The organism is Stanieria cyanosphaera PCC 7437, assembly GCF_000317575.1.
GTDB classification, from domain to species: Bacteria; Cyanobacteriota; Cyanobacteriia; order Cyanobacteriales; family Xenococcaceae; genus Stanieria; species Stanieria cyanosphaera.
This window is the reverse complement of the sequence record NC_019765.1, coordinates 232,243-257,979: the sequence shown is the minus strand read 5'-3', so window position 1 is coordinate 257,979 and position 25,737 is coordinate 232,243. Positions and strand designations below refer to the sequence as shown.

Here is a 25,737-nt window from a genome sequence, read left to right as displayed (position 1 = left end):
AAAGACGAGATGTTTCTGTAGTTTGAAATCAATTTTGTAGCAATGGTCTTAATTTCTTTCCCAAGCAAATCGTGTGATTTTTAGTTCGAGTTTTTCAACTTTAAATATTAATTTGGCAACATCGACAGAGCGATTGTCTTAATTTTCTGATCACATCATTAATTTTTCTGCCCTTTCAATCAAGGTAGGATTACCTTAGATGAGGTAAAATAACCCACTTCCAGATGAGCCATATCATCGCATTAGCCAATCAAAAAGGAGGAACTGGCAAAACTACTACTGCCGTTCATCTTGCTTATTATTTAGCAGTACAAAAGAAACAAACTACTCTGCTTATTGATGCCGATTCTCAAAACTCTTCCTCTCAATGGTTGTACAATCTGACTCCATCAATTCCCACACAGGTAATTAGCGACAAAGAGCAACTTTTTGAAGAAATTCCTCAGCTAGCTCAAAAATACGAATATATAGTTGTTGATGGGCCAGCAGGACGATTAGAAGATGAAACTAAAGCTATACTGGCTCGTGTCGATTTGGTCATTGTACCGATTCAGCCTAAAGTTCTCGACCTCAGTTCAACTCTCAAAGCCGTATTATTAATCAATCAAGCTCAAGAGATGCGACAGGGTTCGCCCCTCGGAGCTATTTTTATCAATCGAGCTAAATCGGGAACTCGCCTCAAAGAGGAAGCTACTCGTTTTTTAAAAACCGTTCCTGGAGTCTTAGCACTCAAGACAGTTATTCATGACCGAGAAGTTATTAGTGATGCGCCTGGACAAAATGCAACCATTTGGACGATGACAGGCAAACCAGCTATCACGGCAAGAGCCGAATACGCCCAACTTTTCGAGGAAATTTTTGGACTACTTAATACTTAACTAATAGAATTTATCTTTCTGTATCCATTAATCCTTACTCCTATTTTTGTTATGCCTTCCAAACGTAAATCACTTGATGAAAGCGCAAGAGAGTTTTTTCAAAGTTCCGTGACCTCTCCCAAAGAAGCCGTAAATTCTGCTGCTGAATTCGTGAAGATTGAATCGATCCATCTTCCTGAGCAGCAACCACGCCGTTACTTCGATCCTGAAAAACTACAATCTCTAGTTCAATCGATCTCTTCTCATGGAATTTTGGAACCCTTATTAGTGCGACCTCTAGGAGATAATCAATATGAATTAGTTGCAGGAGAAAGACGCTATCGAGCAGCCCAAATCGCCTCTTTAACCGAAGTTCCAGTAGTTATTCGGCAATTAAGTGAAACTGAAGCTTTACAGTTAGCTCTGATTGAAAACCTGCAAAGAGAAGATTTAAATCCTGTAGAAGAAACTGAAGGGATTTTACAACTGCTGGCTCTGAAATTAGCTATAGAAACGACAGAGATTATATCCCTGCTTTATCAAATGCAAAATGTAACTGCTGGAAAAATTACTGATAACGTTATCAGTAACTCGGAAATTGAGTCAGTGAATCAAATTTTTACTGACTTGGGCAAGATGAACAGGGAATCTTTCACTGCTAACCGCTTACCTTTACTCAGATTACCCGAAGACGTTCTCTCTGCGCTTAGAAGTGGACGAATCGAATACACTAAAGCTAAAGTGATCGCGTCTGTTAAAGATGAAGAACTAAGAAAACAATTACTCGAAGATGCGATTACTAACTCCCTCTCCTTGAGTCAGATCAAAGAGAAAATCAAAGCACTCAAACCAACTAAGGAGAAAGAAGAACTAAAAACTCGTGTCGATACGACTTATAAGAAACTGAAAACATCTAAACAACTCTGGCAAGACCCCAAGAAGAGGAAGAAACTCGAATCTCTATTGGCACAGTTGGAGCAGTTAATTGAATCCGAATCCAATCTGGAGGTCAACAAAGCCAATTTAGAGCCAATTTTTGAAGCAGCAGATAGCGAACCCGAATCAAATCAGGAAACAGAAGAACCTGGAATAACAGATGATGAACTAGGAGCATTGTTGAAAGTCAGTAATCTAATCATTCGCGATTATCGGGTTAAAGGGAAAAAACCCCCTGCTGCCTTGGCGAAGAAATTACAGGAGTGGGAAGTGAATGGCGATCGTTGGGTGAGAAACAAACCAGTTTAAGAAGCCATGAACAATAAAAAAGTAAGCGAGCGGGCTTATGCTGTCTTTCATACTGACTCGCTTAAAATCCCACCGATGACTCTTCGTGCTGGCAATGCTGTAGATAGCTACAAACTACCACCACCCTATGATGAGCAGCTAGACAAACCTACCGATGATTATTTACAAAAGTTTGCCTATTTTGCTCTTCCCTATCTCGATGCTTTATCCTGGCGTTACTATTTACCTTTCCTGATTGATTATACTCTCCGTCATGCTATGGCTGAAGCTCCCCCTCAATCTTGTCTTACCGTCGAGGGAACATTGTCATCATTACGTCCTCCCGATCCAGAACCGCCTAGATTATCCGTACTTACAATAGAACAAAAGTCAGTCATTGTTGATTTTCTTGAGTTTTTAGCTTTTGACGAACGCTCTAATTATCAGAACTATGCTATGCAAGTTCTAGAAGAATATTGGTTAAACTAAATCCTAAAAAGAGATTAAAAGAGAAATGGAATTTCAAGATATTAGTTTAATCAAGGGTTATCACGCTCACATTTACTTTGACGAAGCAACAGTCGAGCTTGCCAAAGCTTTGTGTGAAGAAGCTGGTAAATTATTTGGGGTCACTGTCGGTCGGATGCACCATAGAGCGATCGGTCCACATCCGAGTTGGAGTTGTCAGCTTGCTTTCGGTCGTAATGAATATGTAGATTTACTATCCTGGCTGGCTTTAAATAGAAAGGGTCTGACGATTTTGATTCATCCCCTGACTGGAAACGATCTTAAAGACCATACCGATTATGCCTCGTGGATGGGAGAGCCACAGGCTTTAAAACTTGAGGTGCTTAAGTAAAAAAGTAAGCAGTCTGTAATCGAAACAGCAATCGATTGGCGATCGAGTCTTGTTCCTAAGTTGGCAACCGACTCATCGGAGGTAATATCTACATCCGTTTCTACCGATATGCCTAAATTCTTTAATTCCTCTGAAGCTGAGCGACAGACAGCAATAACATTATCGCCTCTGTCTTTAAGTTGACGACAATATTCGATCGCCAATGCCTCGATTTACTCCTGTTACTAAATAAGTACCCATGTTGTTTTTCGTGACGTTGTTAATAGTAGTTCTTAGTTAAATATCATTTTGCCAGTAACTAGCAGAATTAATTCAAACATCTTCGCTCCTACCAATCATCTCGCTCTTGTCAGTGTCTTTTTAAAATCACTCTATAATCAAAGCATAAAAGCTTTCCCCAAAATTACTCGCTTATCTTTATCTTGGTCGTACCATTCCTCTGAAAGACTATGAATCAACAAATACCAGAATTTGGTTGGTGGATAAAAATTTCGACAACTCAACCCATGTACATCTATTATTTTGGAGTCTTTGAGAGCTATTACGAGGCTGTAAGACACAGAAACGGTTATATCCAAGATTTAAGCCGAGAAGGAAGTTTGATAATTGATATTCAGATTAATAGATGTCAACCCAAGCAATTAACTGTTTGTGTAGAACCAATTAGTGCATAACTTGACTTGACCATCCGCCCCTGAAGATTTAGGGGCTATTTCCATTAAATATTATTGTCAATCTCAACGTGGGCGATTGCTTATTCTTCAGTTTCATCTTTAACTCAAACAGCAAAAAACCTCGGCACTGCTACCAAGGTTCATTAGGAGAAATCAATGTTGACGAAAGATGAAAAAAAAAATATTTTAAGCAAGTAAACCTAACTTTTTGCCATTGTCGCGAGCAGTTCTAATTAAGTTTTGTCTAGTTGTTCTTTCAATACCAAGGCGATTACAAACCGCCGTAATGACTTGAGAGTGTTTCGCTATCGCTTTACCGCGAAGCCGATCGAACTTAGTTTTACCCAAACGATTACGAACCAAAACTACCATTGGTGCAAACATGGTTATCTTCTAGACCTCACTTAAAAGTTGTTATAAAAATTGGCTTACTTCAAACGATTAGCTGATTGCAAAGGAAATTAAAACTAATGCTGTAACGAGGAAAGCAGCGATCGCTCCTTGTTTGAGATAGTTTTTTTGTTCCCATACTGTTGGATATTCTTGATAGGTCATTTTAGGTTCAACAGCGTAGTTGTTAAGAGTTCCGTTGTCTAATTGAGTGGTATACATATCGTTATTTCCTTATATTTTTTCTTTATGTAAACTAATGTAACAATATTATTTAGTTTTGTAAAGAATATCTTGACAAAGAGATTTTTATACTATCAATAAAGATAGTTAATCAAAAAGGAAAAGAATCATGACCGAATTACTAGAACAAAAATGCGTTCCCTGTACGGGAAGTTTGCCTCCAGCTACAGAAGAAGAAATTAAGAGATATAAAACTCAAATTCCCGACTGGAATGTGATTGAGACTGACGGGGAATTACATTTGCAAAGAGTTTATCAGTTACCTGATTTTCAAAGCGCATTAGCTTTTACTAACCTGGTAGGAGAAATTGCCGAGGCAGAAGGACATCATCCTGCGTTACTTACGGAATGGGGGAAAGTTACCGTTACCTGGTGGACTCACGCCATTGGAGGACTTCATCATAATGATTTTATTATGGCAGCCAAAACCGATCTTTTATTCAAAGAACTTTAAAGCTACACGCCAACCGTAGACTTTCCGTCCTACTGCTTAACCCCCAACACTACCAAAATTTCTCTCACTGCTACTTTCTCCGCCTCTAATTTCTCCACTCTTGCCAATAACCGTTTGGGAATATAACGAGATTTTTTAATGACGCGATCGCTTCTACTCTGACCACTGGCGATCGCTATTCAGATTCACTCAGCATTCTGCCAGCCTTGAATAGTTGCGACAAAAATGTTGACCAGTGGATGATTAATATCAAGTACGGATAATTAATTAAAATAGAATGGCATCCATTTGTGTAAAGTAAAAGTAACAGTGCCAAAAAAACTCTCTCTCGCCCAGCATTTAAGTCCAAAAGAGCTACGGGATAAGTATCGTAATGCTAGAAATGTAATCGAAAAAAGCCATTATCAAATAATTTGGTTGCTATCGACGAGCAAAACTCCGAAACAAGTAGCAGAGATGACCGGATATAGTCAAACTTGGATTTACCAGCTAATCAATCGATATAATCGCCAAGGAGAAAAAGGATTAGGGGATTTGAGAGCTTCAAATAGAGGGAAAGAGCCGTTGCTAAACGATATACAGCAAGGCCAATTACATCAAGTATTAACTAATCCTGCTTCAGATGGAGGTCTATGGAATGGTCGAAAAGTTGCTGAATGGATGAGTGAAATCACATGTTTAATCGAGTTTTAGCAGATTTTGCTCGTGAATTCCAACTCAGTCGCAATAAGAGAGTATTACTAGTATTAGACCAAGCAGGTTGGCATATTTCTCATCAATTGAAATTACCAGAAGGATTAGACCTTTTTTATCTACCCGCTCATTCTCCTGAGCTACAGCCAGCAGAGCGTTTATGGCCTTTGACAAATGAAGTCGTCGCTAATCATACTCCGCGATCGCTATCTGAGCTTGAAGAGTTACTAGTGCTTCGATGTCAAAAATTATTAAAGCAACATGATTTGGTCAAAGGATTGACTTGCTATCATTGGTGGCCGATGACCAGAGCCGTTTAATTCAACTGTTCATCCGAACTTGATATTACTCGCTACTCTTAATGGTCATACTAGGTCGGTTCATAACGTAGTGTTTAGTCCAGATGGACAAATTTTTGCTTCTTCTAGTTACGATAGAACAGTAAGACTCTGGAATAGAGAAGGAGAATTACTCGCTACTCTTAATGGTCATACTGATTTTGTCGAGAACGTAGTATTCAGCCCCGACGGTCAAACTATTGCTTCTATTAGTGGTGATAAAACAGTCAAACTTTGGAGTTTAGATTTAGATGATGTACTCACACGAGGTTGTGACTGGGCGCAAGACTACTTAAGCAATAACCCCAACGTTAGCGAAAGCGATCGCCATATCTGCGATTAAAAACCAATGATTAGAATTACAGTAATTGTCAAAAAAAGCGATCGCCAATATTAGAGAATTTCTCTAATTGTTGCTAGTGGCAAAAACATTTTCAAAGGATTGTCTTCAAGACTAATGAAATCATACCGATGGTAATATTCTTTTGCTGCTTCATCTTTGGCATCGACAAACAAGCCGATAACTCCCGCATTATCGGCAATGATTAAGGCTCGTTTCATGGCTTCTACCATCAAAATCTCGCCAATTCCTTGACGTTGAGAAGTTTTAGCCACTGCCAATCGGGCTAATTTTACTCCTGCAATTGTAGAAGGATATTTCTTACTCCACTTATTCGGTAATTCTTGGGCGCGAATTTCACAAAGAGCTAAAGTAAAAAAACCAATTATTGTCTGAGGTTGCTCTGAATCTATTAAAACAAAAGTACGAGCGATTCCTTTTGTATTGTGTTGTCTGGCTGTTTGCTGGAGATAACGATTGAGAGGTTCACTACCGCAATCAAAATTATCGCGATCGTGAGAAACATCGAGCAATTCAATGAGTTTCATGAAAAAATGCTCTATGTTTGGCAGCAGCAGCTTTCAATTTTTCATTAGGGGTTGGGGGATTTTCTAAGAGCGAAAATACCTTCTCTGCATCTTTTTGAGATAGCGCGATCGCTCTGTCTGCTTCTAAAATTTGCTGGGCTTCTTTCAGGGCTGCTCCCACAATAAACTGATTTAAGGTTGCACCAGATAAAATAGCAGCTTGTTCTAGAGTTTCCTTGATTTGTTGAGGAATCCTCGCCGTTACGCGAGCATCGTTTTTAGTGCTACTAGACATGACAATCGAGGATGAAATTACAATCTTATTATAAGCAAGTTTGGTGACAAAATGTCACCACAGTAAATTCTAGCAATTTGCGAACCCGATCAATCATAATCTTTTATTTAATTTTATTTAGGTTTGATTTATCTTGATTTTTCGCCGTTATATCATTTGGTTGGAGTCCGAAACCGCGATTACTTCAATTATCTAAACTATAATGTCTCTTATTACAGCAGCATCTTCTAAACTCTGGATCGTTTTAATCGGCGTTACTCAATATCAAGATGAGAATATTGAAGACTTAAAGTTTTGTGCTAATGACTGTCGGGGTTTGATGGAAGCTTTAAAGATTGCTACCCAAAGCTTTCACGGGACAGAAATTATCGCTCATTATGATGGTGCGTCTCATTCTCCCGAATTAGCTTCGATTATTACCAGTATTCAAAAGTTTGGCGATGCCCAAGCTGAAGACACGGTGTTATTCTATTTTTCAGGACATGGTTTTCTAGATCGCGATAACAACCCCATCTTATGCGTTGCCGATACCGAGTTGGCAGATTTGGCAGGTACGGGATTAAAGTTAGAGACGGTTTTAGATGTATTAACAGAGTGCCAAGCCAAGCATCAAGTTGTCTGGTTGGATGCCTGTCAGCAAAAGCTCAATATTCAGAGTAATAGTAATCCTAACGCTCAATTATTGGATGCTTTAAAAGAACAAGCCGAACAAAGTCAGAATTTCTCGGCTATATTATCGTGCGATCGCCACGAATGTTCTTGGGAAATCCCTGAATTAGGTCATGGTTTATTTACCTACTATCTAATTCAAGGTTTGCGGGGCAAGGCAGCAGATCCAGAGGGCATAATTGAAGTTAAGGAGTTATTTAAGTATGTACGCGATCGCCTGAAGCAATATCTCGATAACTGGAATAGTCCCCAACACCTAGAAACTACCAGGGTGAAGTCCGATAAGGGAATAGTTATTAATCCAACTCCACCCAAACGTTCTCAAACTCCCCAACAGATTTTCCGAGGTTCGGCGGATATTGTTTTAGGCAGGGCGGTTAATCATACTGAAAGGGAAGCTTTAGTTATTAAAACCCTGGCGTTTTCGGAATCTACAGTAAATCTTTGTCAGATCCTTCAAGGCAAAGGTGGTTTTAGGGTAGATTATTGTTTTCCCGAAGCCAAACAGGAAGAAGAATTAGAAACCGCGATCGCATCTTGTTTGCAGTCGGATCGAAGTAAAACCGTCTTGCTTTATTTGGCAGGGAAGATTGTCGAGACGGATAAAAATGTCTATCAATTATGGCTGAATGACTCGGCTTATATTACTTTTAACTGGCTAAAATCTCAGCTAGATAAATCTTCCATCAATTCCAAGATTGTAATTATTGATGGTTATGGGGCAAACAACCTCGATAATTGCTTAAATATCCTCCAGCCTAATGCCCAAAGCAATCAGAGTATTATTGCTGCTACTATCGAAACAGGAAACCAAGGGAAATTCATCGCTCAACTGCTAGCCATCTTACAAACCGCAGCCGACTTTGATCGTGAATTTTGGGTGGCGGAATTAATTACCCAATTACAAAAAGCCCGTCAATTAAATCCAGAAATAGTTTTAAAATCTTGGCTTTCGGGGGCGACGGAAGTATTAGATATCCTCTTACCCCAAGTCGAGCGATCGCCTGTTACTTTTGATGCTAATTATTGTCCCTATAAGGGTTTGTTGGCATTTACCAAGCAAGATAGTAATTTCTTCTACGGTAGAGAAGCCTTAACTCAAAAAATTGTCAGTCAGTTAAAAAACACCTCTTTCTTAGCAATCTTAGGTGCTTCGGGGAGTGGTAAATCTTCCGTGGTGCAAGCAGGAGTCTTACCCCAACTAGAAACCAAAGGACTATATTGCAATCGCACCAACCAATTACAACTTTGTCAAACTTGGGTAATGCTCCCTGGGGATAATCCCATTTCTGCTTTGGCTAAAAGTATTGCACCCAATGATTCAGAGGTTTTAGAAGGAGTAATTCATGCAGGGGTAGAAGCTTTTATTTCTTGGTTACAGCAACAGTCCAAGCCAATATCCGTATTACTTATCGATCAATTTGAAGAACTATTTAATTTAACCCCAGACAGCGATCGCCATACATTTCTCGATTTCATTTTAAGCCTCAGCGATCGCGCCTCAGATTGTTTGAAAGTCATAATTACTCTACGGGATGACTTTACCCAAGAATGTGCGGAATTTCCCCAACTAGCCAAAAAAATCCAACAATCTTATATCTTAGTTCTGTCTTACTTCACCGAAGACCAATATCGCCAAATCATCACCCAACCCGCCCGTCAAGTCGGTTTAACAGTAGAAGAGGCATTAGTAAATGTTCTGGTGGAAGAAGTTCAAACAGGAAGCCTACCTCTCTTACAATTTGCCTTAGAAGAATTATGGTGCAAACGCACCCCAGGTAGTTTAACCCTCCAAGACTACCAACAACATATCGGCGGAATTGCCAAAATCCTAGAGAAAAAAGCCGATTTAACTTATCAAAGCCTAACCAAAGCTCAACAAGAATGCGCTCAATGGATTTTCTTATCCTTAGTTCAATTAGGAGAGGGAAAAGAAGATACCCGTCGCCCCATGCTGCGCTCGCAATTGTTGGTTTCTAAGTACGATAAAGACCAAGCTAGTCGCCAATTATTTCAATCGACTCTCCAGGCTTTAATCGAGGCGAGGTTGATTGTGGTTAGCTTGGAAGAAAATAACATTGCTGTCGATGCGAGTAACTCGCAAGATTGCTCCCAAAATTTGGAGGAAACAACCCAAAAATTACTTATTTCAAGCAATTATGACGTTAACGTAGAAGTTATTCACGAAATCCTGATTCGTAACTGGCAAACTTTAAGGTGGTGGCTGGATAAAAATCGCGATCGCTTGCGATTGATGCGAGAACTTCAACAGAAAACAGACGAATGGGAACAAACACACAGTAGCCAAAAAGATGGTTTTTTGTTGCCCGAAGCTGCTTTAGCTAAATACGAAGAATTTTATATTAATAACCCCGATGAACTTCCAACACGAGTGCATCAATTTATGGGGTTATCGATTGAGAAACGCGATCGCCTCAAGAAAGCAGAGATAATACGTCTAGAAAGAGAAATAAAACTTCGTAAAACTGCCCAAAGACGGGCTAAATTTTTAGCGATCGCTTTTATAGTAGCTATAGGTTTGACTGGAGTTGCTATTTGGAAAGGACATCAATCTAACATTAACGAAATCAATGCTTTAATTAATACTTCTGAAGCACAATTAGCATTAAACCAAAATTTTGAGTCTTTACTAACTAAGTTAAAAATAGGAAGAAAAATTCAAAACAACAGATTCGGTGTAGATAATCAAACAAAAATTAAATTAATAGGAGGATTGCACAATGTTCTTTATCAAATTAGAGAATTCAATCGAATACAAGGACATACCGATCTGATTAGAAGTGTAGCCTTTAGTCCCGATGGCAAAATAATCGCTTCTGCTAGTCTAGATAATACAGTTAAACTTTGGAACAGAGAAGGAAAATTACTTCATACTTTAAATGGTCATACTAGCGACGTTAGAAGTGTAGCCTTTAGTCCCGATAATAAAACCATTGCTTCTGCAAGTCGAGATGGAACAGTTAAACTATGGAATGCTGACGGAGAGTTACTTCACACTTTAATTGGTCATACAGATTGGGTTCAGAGAGTAGCATTTAGTCCCGATGGTAAAATGATTGCTTCTACAAGTTTTGACGGCACAATTAGACTATGGAATCTTCAAGGAAATTTGCTTCATACATTAACTGGTCATCAAATCTCTGTCAAAGCCGACTCTATTAAAAGCATCACTTTCAGTCCTGATATTCAGACTATTGCTTCAGGAGGTACAGATGGCACAATTAAACTCTGGAATCTTCAAGGTAAATTAATTCGTAGCTTCAAAGCCCACGGTCGTTCGGTTGAGAAAGTGTTATTTAGTTCTGATGGTCAAACAATCATTTCTGCTGGTTGGGAAGGTACAGTAGATCAATATAATACAGTTACAAATGAAGATAACGCAGTCAAAGTTTGGAATCTTGAAGGAAAGTTACTGAAAAGCCTAACTAAAGATGTAGGTAACATTTATGTTTATGGAGTCGCCTTTAGTTCTGATACTAAAATGATTGCTTCTGCTACTGACTACCACACCATTCAAATTCGCAATTTTGAAGGAAATTTGCTTTATAGCTTTGCTGGCGATACATCTTCTTCCTCTGTAAGCGCAATGGCATTTAGCCCTGATAACAAAACTTTCGTAGTTGCTAGCGAGAATGGCACGCTTAGGTTTTGGAATTTAGACAAACCTTTAATAAATACAGTGGAGTGCGGTAGTAGATATTATGTAGACGAGATAACATTCAATGCTGATGGTAAAGTTATACTTCCTTTTACCATTAGTGATGGAATAATTAAACTTTGTAGTCCCGAAGGAAAGGTATTACACACTTTAAAAGGACATACAGATGTCATAACTGAAATAGCATTCAGTCGCGATCGCCAAATTTTGGCTTCTGCTAGTTGGGATAAAACAGTGAGGCTGTGGAGTATTGACGGTAAATTACTTCATACTTTAACTGGACACACAAAAGGCGTTACTGGAGTAGCATTTAGCCCTGATGGTCAAACTATCGCTTCTGCTAGTTGGGATAATACAATTAAACTGTGGAGTATTGACGGTAAATTACTTCACACATTAACTGGACACACAGAAAGCGTTACCAAAGTATTATTCAGTCCTGATGGTCAAACTATTGCTTCTGTAACTGGTAAAAAAATCAAATTCTGGAATAAAGACGGTAAATTACTCCATACATTTCAGGGTAAGACAGTAGTTTTTAGTCCCGATAGCCAAATTATTGCTGTTGGTAATTATAAAGAAATAAAGCTTTGGAATAAAGATGGCAAATTACTTCATACTCTAAACGGTCATCGAACAATTGAAAACATAGTCTTTAGTCCCGATAGCCAAATTATTGCTGTTGGTAATTATAAAGAAATAAAACTTTGGAATAAAGATGGCAAATTACTTCATACCCTAAATGGTCACTCATCAACTGTCAATCAGATAATATTTAGTCCTGATAATCAAATTATCGCTTCTGCTAGTCAGGATAATACAATTAAACTATGGAGTATTGATGGTGAATTACTTCACACACTTTTAGGACATTCTGTTTCTGTCAATCAAATAGTATTTAGTCCAGATGGTAAAACTTTGATTTCTGGTAGTTACGATCGCACAGCAAAATTTTGGAGTTTAGATTTAGATGACTTACTTACACGGGGTTGTGATTGGGCGCGAGATTACTTAACCAATAACCCCAATGTTAGCGAAAACGATCACCATATCTGCGATGGAATTTAATAAATTAGTCCTTACGTTTTAACAATATCTAATCAACAACATCTCTCTAAATCCATATCTAATCTAGACTTTACCACTATTTATTACTTCGTTTAAAAAGGTTTTTATTAAAATTTACCCAGGTTTATTTAAAGATAATTTACCTTGATTTGGTAGTCACATTAGTATTCTTTGAGTTGCAAAAGTTCTCTCAGTTTAATGTTTTTCACAACAAAACCGTAGGACTTTTACTCATTAGAATCACCTACTATGATTAAACCGATTCAAACGGTAATAATATCAAGTACGGATAATTAATTAAAATAGAATGGCATCCATTTGTGTAAAGTAAAAGTAACAGTGCCAAAAAAACTCTCTCTCGCCCAGCATTTAAGTCCAAAAGAGCTACGGGATAAGTATCGTAATGCTAGAAATGTAATCGAAAAAAGCCATTATCAAATAATTTGGTTGCTATCGACGAGCAAAACTCCGAAACAAGTAGCAGAGATGACCGGATATAGTCAAACTTGGATTTACCAGCTAATCAATCGATATAATCGCCAAGGAGAAAAAGGATTAGGGGATTTGAGAGCTTCAAATAGAGGGAAAGAGCCGTTGCTAAACGATATACAGCAAGGCCAATTACATCAAGTATTAACTAATCCTGCTTCAGATGGAGGTCTATGGAATGGTCGAAAAGTTGCTGAATGGATGAGTGAAATCACATGTTTAATCGAGTTTTAGCAGATTTTGCTCGTGAATTCCAACTCAGTCGCAATAAGAGAGTATTACTAGTATTAGACCAAGCAGGTTGGCATATTTCTCATCAATTGAAATTACCAGAAGGATTAGACCTTTTTTATCTACCCGCTCATTCTCCTGAGCTACAGCCAGCAGAGCGTTTATGGCCTTTGACAAATGAAGTCGTCGCTAATCATACTCCGCGATCGCTATCTGAGCTTGAAGAGTTACTAGTGCTTCGATGTCAAAAATTATTAAAGCAACATGATTTGGTCAAAGGATTGACTTGCTATCATTGGTGGCCGATGACCAGAGCCGTTTAATTCAACTGTTCATCCGAACTTGATATTAAAGGGTCATTAATTGATTGTAGAACCACTCTCTAAAGCAGCTTTCACCTTTCTGACGGTATTGACAGACACTCTTGTTTCCTTAGCAGTTTGACGCAGAGATAACCCTTTTTTTAAACAAAGCGCGATCGCTTTATTCTTGGGTTTGGCGAGAAAGTTTTTTGTAGATTCAGTTTCACCTTTGGGACGACCGATGTGAGTACCATTTCGTTTTGCCTTTAGCATTCCAGAGGTAATTTTAAATGAATGAATAGGGCATTTTGTTATATAAGTAGGCTAAAAAAAAATAACCTACCTATGATGATTAGAAATTAAGGATTACCTACTATTCCGAAAAATTTGGCTGCACCACCTAAGATGACTACAATTAAACCAATCAATATTCCACGATTGGTAAACTCTTGATTACCTACTCTTTTGTCTAGCTGCTCTACTTTGGTGTCTAAGGCTTTAATTTGACCAGATAATCTTTCATCCATAGCTTTGATGTCGCCTTTTACTGTTTCCAGGCTTACCTCAAGAGCGTTGACTTTTTTGAGTATTTCTTTTTGACCAGAGCGCATCTCCTCTAACATTGTTTTCTGGTCTGATTTAATTTCTTTGAGTATTTCTGCTAGATCGGTTTCTATCTGTATATTACTCATTGCTATACTGGGATTAGGTTTTTTACTTGAGGAAGTTTCACGGGTATCCAGTCGGGAGGCTTCCTTTTTAATTTGATTATCCCATTCTATTAATTCTCTCGATGCAGGGATACTAGCTTTAAAAAAGTAATTCTGACTAGGTACTGACATACTATACGCGATTTCCATATATCGAATGCGATCCCGTTTTTTAATTTAATACAATGGGATTAAATATTTTAATAATTATTGGAGATCGCCTCACCACAATTCTTAATTTGTCGGACTAATTCTGGGGGAGCGACTACTTTGACATCACCATCAAAACCTAAAATCCAGCGTTTTAGATAGACATCTTCTAAAGACCATTGAGGCAATTTTAAGTGCAATCGATTGGGAAAATTAGGATCGTCAGAAGATTTTAAAGTAAAAATCTGACCAAAACTTATCTTATAAAAACTTTCTCTTTCTTTAGGAGGAGACATTTTCATATTAGAAGCAGGATATCTTTTCGTTCCCTCAGCAATAAAACGAAAAATCTCATCTTTAAACCATAATTTAACCGTGGTTTTTATGTCTGAATCTTGCTGTTTATCTGTATTTAAAAACTTTTGTTGCTGTTCGACAGTTTTACCAATAAATAGACTAGGAGTGGCACGATAAAGTTCAATTAAATTATGGAGTGATTTTAATTGTTGTGATTGGCTGCGAGCTTCAAAAACTCCTTCTAAAGTCAAACGATCTAAACGTTCAAATTTTAATAATCCTGCGTTTTTTTCCTTTGGTGCGTATTCAAAACCCAAATACCAAGCAATATCGTGAAAAACTAATTGAATCGGATATGCCTCGAAACTTCCTCGTACATTATCGGCAAAAAAAGCACTGCCTTGAATAGAATTTAATTTAAGTAATTTACCTGTCGCGATCGCATCTTCTAAAATTTCTAGATTTTTATACAGCAGGGGTAAGTTACTCAATTTAATTAGTTTATTCGTATCGACAATACTCGTATCTTTCATTGCCCGAACGGGATAAGATTTTTCCGAATTTTCGTATAATTTACTAGCATCAATTTTATTTTTGAGCTTTTGATAAATATCTAAATAAACGGGATCTTCTATATGTTTCAGGTTGGGAATAATTAATCGGTCGAATATAGTTTTTAGCTCGTAGTTAGAAAAAACTGCATTGCCAGCAAAATAACCTTTTTTCATTTGTCCCTCGGGTAAAATCTGATAGGGTTTTAAAACTATTTCAATATCTTTACGAATGATACTCTGGCATTTTCCGTGAACTAATCCTCTTGCTTTTAATTGGGAAACTAAAGTTGGCAAACTACCGGATTCGGGATTAAAAAGTAGGGGATTATGCAGAATAAAACGAATTGTTTCGATTAATCTTGTGAAAGGTTCGCGGTCTGAATAAGCGTGAGTAATTAAAGCGGGTGCATCCAAAGAAGTTAACTCTAATTCTTTGCAGGTATAGTTAAGGGTTAAAATTTCATTAGTTTCTAACCAGAATAAATCTCGCTCTAACGCAACTCGGTCGCTATATATTTCCCCAGAAATTTTACTCATTAAAGCACTAATTTCTGCCACAGAAGAAGTAAAAATAGGAACTTTACCTAAAATATTTTCTAATACTTGAGGAGCGGATTGTTGTAAATTTCCTACTCCTGGATAGCGCAGAATTAGAGCGATTAAATGCATTAAGCGGTCGAAATCTAATAAACGCGAATATTGATGCAGTTCGTAATTTTTGACACGGTTTTTAGAGTTAATTCGCCTTCTGGTTAAATTATCAATCTGGGCTGGTATTGTTTCAAGAATTAATTTATTTTGATGATATTTAATTTCATTGATAGCTACAAAACCTTCTGCTGTTATGGGGGGAAACTTTTGTAAATTAGTATTAAAAGTTTTGATAATTTCATTCGGCACTCTACGCTCGCGCTGTTTATTCCACTGTTGACACTTGGCTACGGGAATTTTGAGCCACCAACCCAACCACTCGGCATTGACATCTTGTAGTTGCATTAAAAAAGACATTCGCCAAGCTCGTTTGGCGTTGGTAGCATCATAAATAACTGGTATGCCATCAGCTATAGCTGCTCGAATTTGTACGCTCGCTCGTTGATTGATTAATTGCCAGTCTCCTTGGGTATTTTCATCTCCATAAACTTGGAAGCGAATCAGATCTGATGAGACGATTACAGCATTCGGAATCAGTTTAGATAAGTGTTTGGCAACGGTAGATTTGCCACTACCGGGTATGCCAATTAAACAATGACACAGTACAGGTTCACTCATCGATTTTATGATTTATGATTCCAAAATGCAGTTTCAGTAAGGGTTACTCCGTAAGGAAGTCTCATCGAATTAGTAGTAGCGCGTTTGAAATTGGCTTTTTTCGGCTCGGTACCTTCTAGATCGGCAAAAATTAAATTACAATTACAAAAACTAGCTTTGGTTAAATTAGCAGCATTTAAATTTGCCCAGCTTAAATTCGCCTCGTCTAGATTTGCTTGAGTTAAATTACTAGCTTCTAAATTAGCATGATCTAAATTGCAGCCTTTTAATTGAGCTTGAGTCAGATTAGTGCCGACTAAATAACTGTGATTGAGATTGGCTCCCTTCAACTTGGCTTGAGTAAGATTAGCACCATTAAGACAGGCATAATCAAAACAAGCTCGCTCTAAAATAGCACGACTCAAAGAAACTCCTTCTAAATTAGCCCCGTTAAATTGAGCAGCCTTAAGATTAGCATCAGCCAAAACAGAATGACTGAGATTAATGCCTTGTAAATTAACCCCTTCGAGATTAACGCCGGTAAGATTGACTTTAATCATCACATTTGGTATATCTCTGACTTGACGTAAATCTGCATAACGAACATCAATTCCAGCAAGACAGCAACGTAAGTCGACATCTTCTAAGATGCAATATCGAAAATCTCTGCGACCATTTTTATGTTGCTCTTCAAATTCGCTACGCCTGAGTCTATCTTTGAATAACAGTTTATAGTGATGCAATCCAATAATCGGCATTAATTTTCTCCTTTTTTATCTAGCCCAACGAGACGAGAGCGTGTCGATTAAATTGTTAGCCGTCTCTGGCAAAGTATCGAGATATTGATGTAAACGTTGAAAATAAACAGCAGATTCGTAAACGCGGAATAAATCGCGCTCGATCTTGCTAATTTGAGCTTGTTCTTGAATATAGCGACGGAAATAAAGCAAATCACGAGATAGTTTCAGAATCATGGTAGATTCATCCATTGAATACAATTCCAACCCGCCATTACTATCGAGGTAATGTTCTGGTTTAGTATTCCCCCAATAGTGACGGGTTAACTCAAGTAGAGAATGAATATTAGTACCGAGTCGAGAGACTTGACTCTGTAGTTTTTGTGTAAGTAGCTTTAACCCCTCATCACCTGCGATCGCTACGGGTTGTCTCCAGGCTTGACGAAGATTTGCCGAAGACAATTGACCGCAATTAGCAGAACGTAAGTACTGAGATATAGTCATTTCAAATAAGAAAGAGACACTAAGTTGTACAATAATCGCGAATAATATCATCCAAAGATGTAGCTGAAGATGCATACATTCTTTTTCGTTTCAAAGCACTAAAATCGTGTTCAATATCGTTCAAATCAGGAGAATATTTGGGCAGAAATATTATTTGATGCACCGTCTCTTCTACTAGTTGTCTGATGGCACTTTTCCGATGAATTGGTGCATTATCCATAATTAACACTGATGGTCTGGTTAACGATGGCAATAAATATTTACTCAACCACCCTTCAAACCCTTCCGCATTGAGACTGCCTGTAAAAATCATCGGTACGATTAAATCTTTTTCCCCTTTTCTTCTAGCTGCTAACAAATTCTCCCGAACCCCTTTTTTACCTTGTCTTTCTCCGTAAATTTTTTGTCCTCTTACTGACCAGGCATAAATACAAGTTTGAATTGGTTCAAATCCTGACTCATCGATAAAAACCAGACTTTTACTACCGTAGACTCGGATTAGTTCTCTTAGTCTTCGATAATATTTGATTCTTTCTGGTCGGCTTCTTTCTCGATAACGTAGTTGTTTTTTTTTCTGGTAATCTTCATTTGACGCAGAGCATATAGTATAGCTGAAGGTTGAACTTCAAATTTGATTGCTCGATCTATTAATCGCTGCTGCGGATTCTCTCTAACATCTTGTTTTAATGCTTCCCAGTTCAATTTTCGTCTGCGACGTTTAACTTTAGTCGCTTCGAGATTTTTCCGATTTAACCAGCGGTAGATTGATGCTCTCGACACTTGAAAAATTTGGGACGCTTTGGTCACACCTCCTCCCCTTTCCACATAGTCAATTACCTTTTTTCTTAAATCTAGACTGTAAGGCATTAGTATAAGTTGGCTAAAATCCTATTTCAATTTACGTTATATTTGTCTCATCCTTAATTAAAATGACTATAAATGCTGGGCGAGAGAGAGTTTTTTTGGCACTGTTACTTTTACTTTACACAAATGGATGCCATTCTATTTTAATTAATTATCCGTACTTGATATAACTTCCCAGTTGTTAGAGAGAGCGATTTCATTTATTTCATTCATCATAATTTAGTCGCCAAAAATTCAAATTACTTTCTCAAAGCAGAAAATCAATTAACCAATTAATTAAATCGCAACTGAATTGAAGCATCATCAAAATCGAGATCGCCACCCAACCACAAGTCTTCTAAAGCAAATCGACCAGAACCAAATCGATTGACATGATTAATTCCATCGGGATTAGCCGAAACAGTTGAGAAGAAAGCCTGGGGTAAAGTATCATTTAAATTACCAGAATTGATCAGCAACCAATCTGAGAGCGTTCCACCAGCAATTAGATAAATACCCAAATACTTACCAGCCTCTAAACTAACCGTAGAACTCGTTCCTACTGCTGAATTAGGAGTAAATAAGGGGATAGCTCGCTCGCTTAAAGCAGTAGTAGCATAATCGGCATCTGTAGGTAATAAATTATTAATTCTTCCACTGCGCTCATCTAAAATTAACAGTCCAATTTCTGAATTCATTACAGCTTCTTTGCCAGTTAGAGTTACGATAGCATCGACAGTTTCCCCAATCGAACCGGGAATAACTATAGCAGCAGAAGTTACCGATAAAACCACATCATTAAAATCTTCGTCGCCACCACCAGTTAAATCTTCAATTGCCAATTGAAGTTCGCCATCACTAGGTGTATCGGTCTGAAAATGATTGAATTTATCTTGATTGAGAAGGTCGGCAAAAGCTGAGAAGAATACGGGTGCAGATTGAAAACCGTCGGCAATTAAATTACTACTACTGTCATCTTGAACCAGATAAAACATTACATATTGACCCGCAGTTAAAGTTAAATTCTTCTGCGTGCCGACTTTCTGCCCTGCTTCAAATAAAATCTGTTTATTACTACTAGTTAAAGCAGCTTCGACGTAACCAACATCTGATGGTAGTAAATCGTCAATTTGTCCTACAGAATTATCAAAAATCAGTACTCCCACTTCCGATTCATAAAAAGCGTCAGCACCAACAAGATTAAAACTCAATTCAACGGTAGAACCTTCTTCTCCACCGACTTGACTCAAACCTGCCATACCCCCAGTCAAAGCTAGATCGTACAAACCTTCAGGTAAAGAAGCAACTGGAGAATCAACTGTTACTTTTACCTCATTTGAAGTAATTCCACCTTCCCCATCACTAACAGTTGCGGTAACTGGATAGGTTCCTTCCGTCGTAAAAGTATGAATAACATCGACGTTTTTACTGCCAGCAGTAGAATTATTAACTGATTGTGTAATCGGTTGACTACCATCACCAAAATTCCAAGTAACATCTAAAGAGCGACTATCGACATCGTTAACTACCGCTTGATAATTGACAGGAGTATTAGTGGTTACAATAGTATCGCCAGAGAAACTTGTTAGAGTTGGTGAAAAGTTAGGTATGGATTGAGTGGAAACGGGAGTAGGGTTTGGTTTAATTAAATTAATTCCACCGTTAATCGTAATATTACCTCGTGTTGCAATCTCTCCGTAGAGATCGCTATTACCATTGAGAGTGAGATTTTTACCTGCCACTAACTCACCCCTGGTAGCAGCAGCACCATTAAAGATAATATTGCCACTACTAATTACTTTTAAATTACTGGAAGAATCAATATTAGTTGTCGCACCATTAAAATTAATACTACCGTTGGGATTAGCAGAAGCTAATAAAGAATTTCCGACAAAGCGTGCGCCACTATTGGTATTAATCGAACCAGAGGCAAAGGAGCTTAAGTTATTGGCGTTGATTTGCGCTAAATTGATATTGCCGTTATTAGTTTGCAGGATAACGTTAGTTAAATTGTGTCCCGACCCATTAAAGTTAATATCTCCTGAATCTACTTTAATGACATAGTTACTTAAATTGACTCCTGAAGGAATGTTTAATCCGCCATTAATTACTCTGACTACAGTGGGAACATTTGTCGAACCCGATGCGGGGAATTTTTGTAGCCAATCGGTACTATTATTGAGTGGATTTTGGGCGGTATTAAACGTTATAGTTGGTGTTCCTGCGGGAATAGTTTGGTTTAGTTTTTGAGTAACTAAACTGTTATATTCGGGAACGTTTACCGTCAAAGGTTCGATTACTTGTGGTGGAATGAGATTGGCATATTTATTTTTGTTATTACTAGAAGCGTTACTGGATAGATAACCAGGTGCTACTGTTACTGCTCGATCTACTAATATTAGTTTATTCCCAGAGCGGATGAGATTGCCTGCTGCATCTCGTTGTACTGGTAGAGTTAAATTGCCATTTAAATTAAATCCTAACCCAGCATAAATTTTGGTGTCGTCGTCACTTCGGGAAGGTTCGCCATCGAGATCGCTGTTGCCATTAATAGTCACTATTCCTTCTGCTTTGATGTTAAATACTTGTTCGACGAAAAGTTCAAAACTGTTACTGGTAATACCACCATCGTCATCTCTTGCTGTTACGGTAACGATATATTTGCCATCATCGTTATAACGATGAGTAACCGACGCTCCCGTTACTTCTGCGCTGCCGTCACCGAAGTTCCATGTGATAGTTAAAGGATCGTTTTCTACATCGGTGGCAGTAACGTTAAAGTTGAGAACTCGCCCTTTTTCTAATAGTTCTGAATGGGTAAGATTGACAATCTCAGGCCCAACGTTGTTTGCGAATACATTTAGTGTAGAGGATGTTGCTGCACCGTCATCATCTGTTACTGTCAGGGTTACGGTATAGTTGCCGTTATCTGCGAAGATATGAGTTACGCTTTCTCCTTCTAGCGTATCGCTTCCATCGCCAAAGTTCCAGGTATAAGTTAATTCATCCGTACCATTATCGATAGCGATCGCCTGATAAGAACCAATTTTTCCTTCATTGATATTTGTATTGCCAGTTAAGGAGGTAATGACGGGAGTGACGTTATTTACTACGACATCTAAGGTAGAAGAGGTGGATGCGCCGTCATCGTCAGTTACAGTAAGGGTTACGGTATAGTTGCCATTATCTGCGAAGATATGAGTTACGCTTTCACCCTCTACGGTGTCACTTCCATCACCGAAATCCCAAGTGTAAGTTAAAGTGTCGTTGCCAGGGTCAGAGGCGGTGCCGAAGGCAACAGCTTCGCTGGTCGCACTGTAACTACCAGCTTCTCCTTCATTAAGATTAGTATCACCTGTTAAGGAGGTAATTACGGGAGTTACGTTATTTACTACTACATCTAATGTCTGAGATGTCGATGCACCGTCATCATCGGTTACAGTTAAAGTAACTGTGTAGTTGCCATTATCTGCAAATACATGAGTGACATTACTTCCTTCAATTATATCTGTTCCATCGCCGAAGTCCCAACTGTAGGTTAGTTCATCTGAACCCCTATCAGTAGCGATCGCATTATACTCTCCAATCTCTCCTTCATTTATCTCGGTATCTCCAGTCAACGAAGTAATGACAGGAGTTACATTATTCACTACTACATCTAATGTCTGAGAAGTAGATGCACCGTCATCATCTGTGACAGTTAAAGTAACTGTATAGTTGCCGTTATCTGCAAATACATGAGTTACATTTTGTCCCTCTACAGTGTCACTTCCATCGCCAAAGTTCCAGGTATAGGTTAATGTATCATCTCCAAGGTCAGAAGCGATCGCTTGATAATTTCTTATTTCTCCTTCATTAATATTGGTATCACCAGTAATTGAAGTAATTGTTGGCATTACGTTATTTACTACTACATCTAATGTAGAGGATGTAGCTGCACCGTCATCGTCAGTTACGGTAAGGGTTACGGTATAGTTACCATTGTCTGTAAATACGTGAGTAACATTTTCTCCTTCTACTACATCTGTACCGTCTCCAAAATTCCAACTGTAAGTTAATTCATCCTCTCCATCATCAGACGCGATTGCACTGAAACTAGCTTCATCGCCTTCATTGATATTCGTATCTCCAGTTAAAGAGGTAATGGCAGGAATAACGTTATTTACTGTGACATCTAGTGAAGAAGATGTAGCTGCGCCGTCATCATCTATCACAGTTAAGGTTACGGTGTAGTTGCCATTATCTGTGAAGACATGAGTAACATTTTGTCCCTCTACAGTGTCGCTTCCATCTCCAAAGTTCCAAGTATAAATTAATGTATCGTTACCGTTATCAGAGGCGATCGCATTATATTCTGCAACCTCCCCTTCCAATATCTCGGTATCACCTGTTAACGATGTAATTACAGGTGTGACATTATTGACTACTACATTTATTGTCTGAGAAGTAGCTGCACCGTCATCATCTGTCACGGTTAAAGTAACTGTGTAGTTGCCATTATCTGCGAATATATGATTGACATCAACTCCCGTAACGAGATCGCTACCGTCGCCAAAGTCCCAACTGTAAGTTAATTCATCATTACCTGCATCAGTGGCATTAGCACTAAAGTTAGCGGTTTGTCCCTCCGAAATCTTGGTGTCTCCTGTGAGACTATCAATTACAGGAGCAGTATTATTAATGGTGACATCAATGCTAGAAGTAGTTTCTGCACCATCGCTATCGGTGACAGTAACAGTGGCAGTGTAGTTACCGTTATCGACATAGGTATGGGTTTGAGTATCTTGTCGGGGCGAACTCCCGTTGGTTTGTACAAATTCGCTGCCGTCGCCAAAGTCCCAGGTAACGGTAAGTTCGTCGTCTCCTGGATCGCTTAAGGTGGCTAAAAATTCAAGAGATTCTCCTTCATCAGCGGTTTTGGTGGTTTCTGTCTCGATAATGGGAGCGACGTTGTTGACGGTAATAGTAATAGTTTGAGTAGTAGCTGCGCCGTCATCATCTTCGACGGTGAGGGTTGCCTCGTAAACTCCATTATTAGCAAAGGTGTGAGTCACGGTTTCTCCCGTCACCACATCACTGCCATCCCCAAAGTTCCAGGTGTAAATTAATTCATCATCTCCTGGGTCAGTGGCGATCGCGCGATAGCTAACTGTTTCTCCTTCATCTACAGTGGTTTTGCCATCGATCTCGTCAATTGTAGGAGCAACGTTGTTAACGGTAATCTCTAGGGTTTGTGCGGTTGCGCCACCATCATCAGTAACCGTAAGAGTAACGGTATATGTACCATTCTGGGTGTATGTATGAGAAACTGATGATTGATTACTGTTGAGTGTTGAGTGATTACCGTCGCCGAAATCCCAGATATAAGTTAGGGTATCATCCCCTGGATCACTTGCTGTGGCAGAGAAGTTAGCAGTATCCCCTTCATCAAGATTAGTATCGCCAGTTAAAGATTCAATTGTGGGATTGACGTTATTAACTGTTACTTCTACAGTATCGTTAGAAACCGCACCATCTGAATCGGTAACTGTGAAAGTTGCAGTGTAAATACCATTCTGGGTGTAAGTGTGGGTTGGGGTAGTGGTGTCAGTAATTAAGTCGCTACCATCTCCCAAATCCCAGGTGTAGGTATGGGTATCGTTAACTCCTGCGTCGGTGAAGCTGCCTGTCAAGGCGATCGCTTTTCCTTCGTTGGTAGTCTTGTCTGCTCCTGCATCTACTATTGGTGGGGTATTATCTACCGTTACGGTAAAGGTTTGGGTCTCGCTGCCACCATAAGTATCGGTGACGGTAACTGTACCTGTATATGTTCCGTTATTCACGTAGGTGCGAACAACCGTTCGCCCGAACAGTGTTGTCTGGTCATCAAATTCCCATTTGTAGGTTAAGGGATCGTTTCCAGAGTCAGTAGCGATCGCTTCTAGCTCGATTTCCGTACCTTCGGTAATGTTGTCTGGGATTTGAATATCAGTAATTGTGGGAGCGACATTATCTACTGTTACGGTAACGGTGGCGGGGTTGGATAGTTGTCCGTCGTTATCAGAGACTAAATAGGTAAAGGTGTCAGTACCTGCAAAACCCGTACCTGGAATATAAGAGACTGTACCATCGGGACGAGCGATCGCCGTACCGCGATCGGGTTGGGTTTGAATTTGGACGGAGTTGAGCGCAATTGTACCGTCATCATCTCTGTCGTTATCCAGAATCGCGATCTCGATCTCTTGCCCTTGAATGGTGGTGGCGGTATCGTGATTAGCGAATGGTAGTAAAAGGTTTTGGTCGGAGAGAATTATGTCATCAATTACTACGCGAGAATCGGCATCTCCGAAACCAAGGAGGTCAAAGTATAAGGTTGCCTCCGTACCTGGTGCGAGGTGGGAGATATCGATGGTGATGGTACGGGAGTTATTAAGATCGATTATTTGTCCTGATGTGGCACCGCCGATTCTAACGTTGTTGCTGAAGTAAGTCGTGCCATCATTTTGGATGTTGAGTAAAGAATCGGTATTACTTAAGTTGGTATCAGTGGTTAGGGGTTCGTTTGTATTGGCATCTAAAAGAGCGACTTCAAAAGCATCTGGTGGTGCGAGTTCGCTTGCTCCGAGTTCCGTATCTACTAGGGTAAATTGTAGAGTCTTGGCATCCTCTGGAATGGTGAAGGTTTGAGTGAAGTTACTGAGGAAGGGTGAGTCTTCGGTGAGTACTGCTTGACCCTGTTCGATGTTGCTATCCCCGCGAGTATTCCAGGCAAAGGTGTCGGATGTTGTGTCGGTGATGCTGAAATCTCCGTTGGCGATCGCTCTTAAGGGATCGGAGGTTAACAACGCATCTAAACCTTTTTCTATGCCGTCTATTTTTTGTGATTCATCAGCGAGAATTGCTTTGAGTATTTCTACATCCAATTCAGAAGGAAGTTTGCGGACTTCTGGTGCGAGGTGAGTATTGAGTAAATCGTAGGGATGTGCTTGTTTGTCTAAATGTTCGCCATCGAGGACAGCTTCAAAGTCATCACCGATGAATTTAGTAGTGCCATTTTTGGTTTCTAAGTTGGCATCAAATCCCTGATAACCATCGATAAAGCCATACAGATGAGCAAGTTCATGGAGAACAGTAGTAAGTAGATCGTATTTACCATTCGCTTCTGATTCGGTTGTAGCAAGTAGGTAACTGTCTGTGTTTTGGGTAATGAATTCGGAATTATCTAAAGGAGTTTCATCAACGAACCAGCCTACACCATTGGCATCATGGTCGATGAGGATTGTTCCTGCGTTGGGTACACCATTTTCGTCGAAGCTTGTAATGGTTGTTTCGGCTAGTTGTCCTGATGGTAAGTCGGTGATTTGAAAGTTGATATCGAATGGA

The 25,737-nt window shown here is 39.0% G+C and carries 18 protein-coding genes and 4 pseudogenes; 10 read left to right on the top strand and 12 right to left on the bottom strand.

Features of this window, described 5'->3' with window-relative positions; all coding sequences use genetic code 11:
* Positions 1–224 precede the first annotated feature (224 nt).
* Genes STA7437_RS23320 through STA7437_RS23305 form a run of 4 tightly spaced genes read left to right on the top strand, consistent with a single transcriptional unit; the run spans position 225 to position 2,940 of the window.
* On the top strand, positions 225–878 hold the full coding sequence (locus tag STA7437_RS23320) for a ParA family protein (RefSeq protein WP_015212086.1): 654 nt from the start codon (positions 225–227) through the stop codon (positions 876–878).
* Positions 879–929: 51 nt separating this feature from the next.
* Positions 930–2,102, top strand: a complete 1,173-nt coding sequence (locus STA7437_RS23315; RefSeq protein WP_015212085.1) for a ParB/RepB/Spo0J family partition protein — start codon at positions 930–932, stop codon at positions 2,100–2,102.
* Between the two features lie 6 nt (positions 2,103–2,108).
* Positions 2,109–2,570: a DUF6714 family protein gene (locus STA7437_RS23310; protein WP_015212084.1), complete on the top strand. Its 462-nt coding sequence runs from the start codon at positions 2,109–2,111 to the stop codon at positions 2,568–2,570.
* A 25-nt stretch (positions 2,571–2,595) separates the two neighbouring features.
* Positions 2,596–2,940 carry a DOPA 4,5-dioxygenase family protein gene (locus STA7437_RS23305; protein WP_015212083.1) on the top strand — a complete coding sequence of 115 codons (345 nt, stop codon included), beginning with the start codon at positions 2,596–2,598 and terminating at the stop codon, positions 2,938–2,940.
* Positions 2,941–2,951: 11 nt separating this feature from the next.
* On the opposite strand, the pseudogene STA7437_RS25695 reads toward STA7437_RS23305, so the two are convergent.
* Positions 2,952–3,180: pseudogene (locus STA7437_RS25695) on the bottom strand (short-chain dehydrogenase); the annotation flags it as partial.
* Between the two features lie 209 nt (positions 3,181–3,389).
* On the opposite strand from STA7437_RS25695, the gene STA7437_RS23300 reads away from it, so the two are divergent.
* On the top strand, positions 3,390–3,614 hold the full coding sequence (locus STA7437_RS23300; protein WP_051036141.1) for a DUF1816 domain-containing protein: 225 nt from the start codon (positions 3,390–3,392) through the stop codon (positions 3,612–3,614).
* Between the two features lie 186 nt (positions 3,615–3,800).
* On the opposite strand, the gene pgr5 is transcribed toward STA7437_RS23300, so the two are convergent.
* The gene (gene pgr5 / locus STA7437_RS23295) at positions 3,801–3,998 is read right to left on the bottom strand and encodes a cyclic electron transport protein PGR5 (protein ID WP_015212082.1); all 198 of its coding nucleotides are present in this window, start codon (positions 3,996–3,998) and stop codon (positions 3,801–3,803) included.
* A 57-nt stretch (positions 3,999–4,055) separates the two neighbouring features.
* Positions 4,056–4,226, bottom strand: coding sequence for a photosystem II assembly protein Psb34 (gene psb34 / locus STA7437_RS26330; protein ID WP_015212081.1), 171 nt, complete (start codon positions 4,224–4,226; stop codon positions 4,056–4,058).
* Between the two features lie 130 nt (positions 4,227–4,356).
* Here psb34 and STA7437_RS23285 point away from each other — a divergent pair, with 130 nt between their 5' ends.
* The 3 genes and pseudogenes from STA7437_RS23285 to STA7437_RS23270 all read left to right on the top strand — a co-directional run bounded on the left by STA7437_RS23285 (position 4,357) and on the right by STA7437_RS23270 (position 6,075).
* Positions 4,357–4,701: a 4a-hydroxytetrahydrobiopterin dehydratase gene (locus STA7437_RS23285; RefSeq protein ID WP_015212080.1), complete on the top strand. Its 345-nt coding sequence runs from the start codon at positions 4,357–4,359 to the stop codon at positions 4,699–4,701.
* Between the two features lie 309 nt (positions 4,702–5,010).
* A pseudogene (locus STA7437_RS25990) lies at positions 5,011–5,714 on the top strand (transposase).
* A gap of 19 nt (positions 5,715–5,733) precedes the next feature.
* Positions 5,734–6,075 (top strand): WD40 repeat domain-containing protein, encoded by a 342-nt coding sequence (locus tag STA7437_RS23270; protein WP_051036140.1) that lies wholly within the window; start codon positions 5,734–5,736, stop codon positions 6,073–6,075.
* A 50-nt stretch (positions 6,076–6,125) separates the two neighbouring features.
* Here STA7437_RS23270 and STA7437_RS23265 read toward each other — a convergent pair whose 3' ends face one another.
* Together STA7437_RS23265 and STA7437_RS23260 are read right to left on the bottom strand one after the other, a co-directional pair.
* The gene (locus tag STA7437_RS23265; protein ID WP_015212078.1) at positions 6,126–6,620 is read right to left on the bottom strand and encodes a GNAT family N-acetyltransferase; all 495 of its coding nucleotides are present in this window, start codon (positions 6,618–6,620) and stop codon (positions 6,126–6,128) included.
* Positions 6,607–6,894, bottom strand: a complete 288-nt coding sequence (locus STA7437_RS23260) for a type II toxin-antitoxin system TacA family antitoxin (RefSeq protein WP_015212077.1) — start codon at positions 6,892–6,894, stop codon at positions 6,607–6,609. Before STA7437_RS23260 ends, STA7437_RS23265 begins: the two co-directional genes overlap by 14 nt.
* 202 nt (positions 6,895–7,096) lie before the next feature.
* On the opposite strand from STA7437_RS23260, the gene STA7437_RS23255 reads away from it, so the two are divergent.
* Positions 7,097–12,310: an nSTAND1 domain-containing NTPase gene (locus STA7437_RS23255; protein ID WP_015212076.1), complete on the top strand. Its 5,214-nt coding sequence runs from the start codon at positions 7,097–7,099 to the stop codon at positions 12,308–12,310.
* A gap of 339 nt (positions 12,311–12,649) precedes the next feature.
* A pseudogene (locus STA7437_RS25985) lies at positions 12,650–13,353 on the top strand (transposase).
* Between the two features lie 36 nt (positions 13,354–13,389).
* On the opposite strand, the gene STA7437_RS23240 reads toward STA7437_RS25985, so the two are convergent.
* The 7 genes and pseudogenes from STA7437_RS23240 to STA7437_RS27815 all read right to left on the bottom strand — a co-directional run bounded on the left by STA7437_RS23240 (position 13,390) and on the right by STA7437_RS27815 (position 25,199).
* Entirely contained in the window at positions 13,390–13,605 is a 216-nt protein-coding gene (locus tag STA7437_RS23240) for a hypothetical protein (protein ID WP_051036139.1), read from the bottom strand.
* A gap of 86 nt (positions 13,606–13,691) precedes the next feature.
* Complete coding sequence (locus STA7437_RS23235; protein WP_322785868.1) at positions 13,692–14,174, bottom strand: hypothetical protein; 483 nt, start codon at positions 14,172–14,174, stop codon at positions 13,692–13,694.
* 68 nt (positions 14,175–14,242) lie between these two features.
* Positions 14,243–16,312, bottom strand: coding sequence for a WYL domain-containing protein (locus STA7437_RS23230; protein ID WP_015212072.1), 2,070 nt, complete (start codon positions 16,310–16,312; stop codon positions 14,243–14,245).
* Positions 16,313–16,317: 5 nt separating this feature from the next.
* Positions 16,318–17,049, bottom strand: a complete 732-nt coding sequence (locus tag STA7437_RS23225; RefSeq protein WP_015212071.1) for a pentapeptide repeat-containing protein — start codon at positions 17,047–17,049, stop codon at positions 16,318–16,320.
* A gap of 15 nt (positions 17,050–17,064) precedes the next feature.
* Positions 17,065–17,532, bottom strand: coding sequence for a hypothetical protein (locus tag STA7437_RS23220; protein WP_041620457.1), 468 nt, complete (start codon positions 17,530–17,532; stop codon positions 17,065–17,067).
* Between the two features lie 19 nt (positions 17,533–17,551).
* Positions 17,552–18,399 (bottom strand): annotated as a pseudogene (locus tag STA7437_RS25980) (IS630 family transposase).
* Positions 18,400–18,668: 269 nt separating this feature from the next.
* Positions 18,669–25,199 carry a PKD domain-containing protein gene (locus tag STA7437_RS27815; RefSeq protein ID WP_407696436.1) on the bottom strand — a complete coding sequence of 2,177 codons (6,531 nt, stop codon included), beginning with the start codon at positions 25,197–25,199 and terminating at the stop codon, positions 18,669–18,671.
* Positions 25,200–25,737 lie beyond the last annotated feature (538 nt).